This is a genomic window from Nonomuraea rhizosphaerae (assembly GCF_019396405.1).
GTDB classification, from domain to species: Bacteria; Actinomycetota; Actinomycetes; order Streptosporangiales; family Streptosporangiaceae; genus Nonomuraea; species Nonomuraea rhizosphaerae.
Genome location: NZ_JAHKRL010000259.1, coordinates 1 through 3272, shown reverse-complemented (window position 1 = coordinate 3272; position 3272 = coordinate 1). Strand labels below are relative to the sequence as shown.

General features: G+C 70.4%; 4 protein-coding genes. All 4 read right to left on the bottom strand.

Annotation, left to right across the window (positions count from 1 at the left end):
- On the bottom strand, positions 1 to 760 hold a 760-nt coding region (locus KME77_RS13080; protein ID WP_219466384.1), incomplete at its 3' end, for an oxygenase MpaB family protein.
- A 76-nt stretch (positions 761 to 836) separates the two neighbouring features.
- Entirely contained in the window at positions 837 to 1793 is a 957-nt protein-coding gene (locus KME77_RS13075) for a zinc-binding dehydrogenase (protein ID WP_219466381.1), read from the bottom strand.
- A gap of 9 nt (positions 1794 to 1802) precedes the next feature.
- The gene (locus KME77_RS13070; protein ID WP_219466380.1) at positions 1803 to 2681 is read right to left on the bottom strand and encodes a hypothetical protein; all 879 of its coding nucleotides are present in this window, start codon (positions 2679 to 2681) and stop codon (positions 1803 to 1805) included.
- A gap of 38 nt (positions 2682 to 2719) precedes the next feature.
- Positions 2720 to 3139: a type II toxin-antitoxin system VapC family toxin gene (locus tag KME77_RS13065; protein WP_246609670.1), complete on the bottom strand. Its 420-nt coding sequence runs from the start codon at positions 3137 to 3139 to the stop codon at positions 2720 to 2722.
- Between the last annotated feature and the right edge of the window lie 133 nt (positions 3140 to 3272).

The window sequence follows — 3272 nt, the reverse complement described above, 5'->3', positions numbered from 1 at the left end:
GCGGCACCAGCATCGCCACCGCCGCGCCGAGACGCCGCAGCCGCCGCTCGTCCCGTGCCGACCAGCGCAGACCGAGCTTCTCCCGGACGAGCGGCGGCAGCGTCCCCACGGTCACGAAGTGGTTGAACTCCCCCGACCCCACCCCCAACGGCGTCCAGAGCCGCCGCAGCGGCCGGGGCAGGCCGGGCGGGGCGGGGGTGCCGCGCATGACGGCCAGCACCTCAAGCGCCGTGGGATGCGGCTCCAGCCGCTCGGCCAGCATCGTGTCGAAGTAGCGCCAGAACGCCTCCACGCTGTCCGGCATCTCCCGTCCGGGCACCCGCAGGATCGCACCGAGCTGCCGCGCCTCCTGGTACAGGCGTCGCTCGCACTCCTCGGTGTACGGGGTGCCGAAGTGCCGGTTGAGTGCGACGAACCGCTCGAACAACGACAGATGCACCCACGCCCACGCCTCACCGTTCAGCGCGTGGTACGACCTGCCCTGCTCGTCCACCCCGCTGATCGGCTTGTGGATCTCGCGCAGCCGCTCGCCCTCGACGAGCCCGCCCGCGCCCGCGTACACCCATTTCTGGACGGACGCGAGCGTACGGTTGAGCCGCCCCCAGGGATCCTCCTTGTACGTGGAGTGCTGGGCGACGGCGGCGCCCACGGCCGGGTGCATGGTCTGCAGGACCAGCGCGCTCCCGGCGACGAGCAGGTTGCGGTATTCACCTGCGGTCTCCCAGTGCAGTGAGCCTGGTCCGAACGGCTCGACGTCCATGACGGCGCCTCCCGGGGTGATACAACCTCACTCTCTTTGTATCACCCGAGGCTCCACGAAGTAACCCTTCACTTATTCAGGCGGTGAACACCACCTTGCCGAAGATCTCCCCCTCCGCCAGGGCGGCGAAGCCGTCGCGGGCCTGCGTCAGCGGCAATGTCCGGTCGATGACCGGCCGCAGCCCGGTCTGCTCCAGGAACACCGCCAGCCGCTGGAGCTGGTCCCGCGTGCCCATGGTCGAGCCGACCACCGAGAGCTGCAGGAAGAACACCCGGTTCAGGTCGGCGGGCGGCACGGCGCCGCTGGTGGCGCCGCAGACGACGATGCGCCCGCCCGGCTTGAGCGACTTGAGGGAATGGTCCCAGGTGGCCTGGCCGACCGTCTCCATGACCGCGTCCACCCGCTCGGGCAGCCGCGCGCCGGGCTCGAAGACCTGGTCGGCACCGAGTTCGAGGGCTCGCTCGCGCTTGTCGCCCGAGCGGGAGGTGGCCCACACCCGGTAGCCGCCCGCCCGGCCGAGCGCGATGAGCGCCGTGGCCACCCCGCCGCCCGCGCCCTGGACGAGCACGGTCGAGCCGGGTTCGAGCCCGGCCTTGTCGAACAGCATGCGATAGGCCGTCAGCCAGGCCGTCGGCAGGCAGGCGGCCTGCTCGAACGAGAGCGCGGCGGGCTTGGGCACCAGGTTACGGCGCGGCACCGCGACCCGCTCGGCGAACGTGCCGTCATGGAACTCCGACAGCAGCGTCCGCTTCGGGTCCAGCGTCTCGTCGGCGCCGGTGCCGATCACCGAGTGCACGATGACCTCGTTGCCGTCGGCGTCCACGCCGGCCGCGTCGCAGCCGAGCACGATCGGCAGCCGGTCCTGCCTGATGCCGACGCCCTTGAGCGTCCACAGGTCGTGATGGTTGAGCGCGGTCGCCCGTACCGTGACGGTCGTCCACCCGTCGGGGACCTTGGGCTCCGGGTGCTCCCCGAGCGTCAGCCCGGCGAGAGGGTTGTCGGAATCGGTCTGTGTGGCGGTTACGGCGAACATGGCCGCACCTTACTTCAGCGTGATCCTGATCTTGGCGACGGCCGTGTCGACGAACGAGCGCGAGCCCGACGCGGCGATCAGCATGTCACCCCTGCACACGGTGCGCGCGGGACGACCACGGTTGTTGGCCTGCGACGGCATCCTCTCCCCCGTTCTGCAGTCGGGCATGGGGATGAGCGCGACCATGTCGCCGGCGCCACCGCCGAACCACAGCTGCGGCCCGATCAGGCCGCCCTCCGCGGTCTCGCCGGGCCGCGCGAGGCGGACCGCCCCGCCGCCGCTCAGCACCAGGTAACCGTCCTTGCCGACCTTCCCGCGCACGCTCTTGGCCGCCGCCATCCGGTCCTCGAAGCTCAGCCCCTCCGGCCGGTCGTACATGGCCAGCCGCCACTTGCCGAACGCGAACATCAGCATCTGCCCGAACGAGCCGCCCGGCTGGCGCGGCCACAGCGTGACGTTGGGGGCGAAGTTCCGGATCGGCTGACCGCCTCGGGTGATCTCCATCTCGCCGCCCCACGGCGCGTACAGCCCGCGATAGTTCTGCCCCACCCAGATCCCCTGGAACGGGCGTGCCCCCAGCTCGTTGAGCCGCAGGTCGGCCGGATAGCGCACGTCCGCGCGTGTCCCGTCGGGGAAGACGACCCGGATGACCTCGTCGCCCCCCTTGGCCTGGACCGGCGCACGCAGGAGGTTGGGCGCCCCCTCGATCCTGGTCAGCGTCCGGATCGGCGACGACGTCTCGGCCGGCGGCGCGGACTCCGGCTCCGGCTCGCGGCTGACGAGCAGGCCGATGACGGGAACGGCCAGCAACGCCACCACCACGCCGAGCCCCACCCACCGCCGGCGACCACGGTCGCCTGCCTCGATGACGTCGAACTGATCGGCCACGGCGGCCCCTTGCCGGTAGTGCGTTTCGTGTCCTCAGTTCAGTTGAGCGGGCGCCTCCAGCGCAAGCCCTGGAACTTGGCGAAGTCCTTGTCACAGGTCACGAATTCACAACCGTGCTCGATGGCGAGCGCGGCGAGATAGGCGTCGGGCACGAGTTTGCCGGTGGCGCCCGATTGACGGCAGAGCTTGGTGAAGATCTCCCAATGCCTGGACCCGGCGTGCACCACGACGGCATGCGGCTGGTTGCGGATGACTGCCGCGAACCCCAGCGCCGCGTCGAGCGAGGTGCTCTGCGGCATACGGGGGTTTGTCACGATGCGCATGAAGCCGCTGATGACGAAGTCGCTGACCGCATATGCCTCGTCACCGTTCACGAGATCCTCGACGACCCCCAGACACTCCTTGTGGTGCTCGGCGTCGCGACGCTGGGCGTTGAAGAGGATGTTGACATCAAGCATCCTCATCGCGCACCCCGCAGGACCGCAGCACGTGCAGACAGTAGTCCAGGTCGGCCATCTCCTTGATCTGCTCCCACTGGAGCACCGGCCCGTCGGGGTCGCCGGAAAGGGGCAGGTCCACGCGGGGCCGGTC

What these genes read in the sequence shown, in the direction of transcription:
- KME77_RS13075 (WP_219466381.1), bottom strand. Translation starts at nt 1,793, where the DNA reads ATGTTCGCCGTAACCGCCACACAGACCGATTCCGACAACCCTCTCGCC.
- KME77_RS13065 (WP_246609670.1), bottom strand. Translation starts at nt 3,139, where the DNA reads ATGCTTGATGTCAACATCCTCTTCAACGCCCAGCGTCGCGACGCCGAG.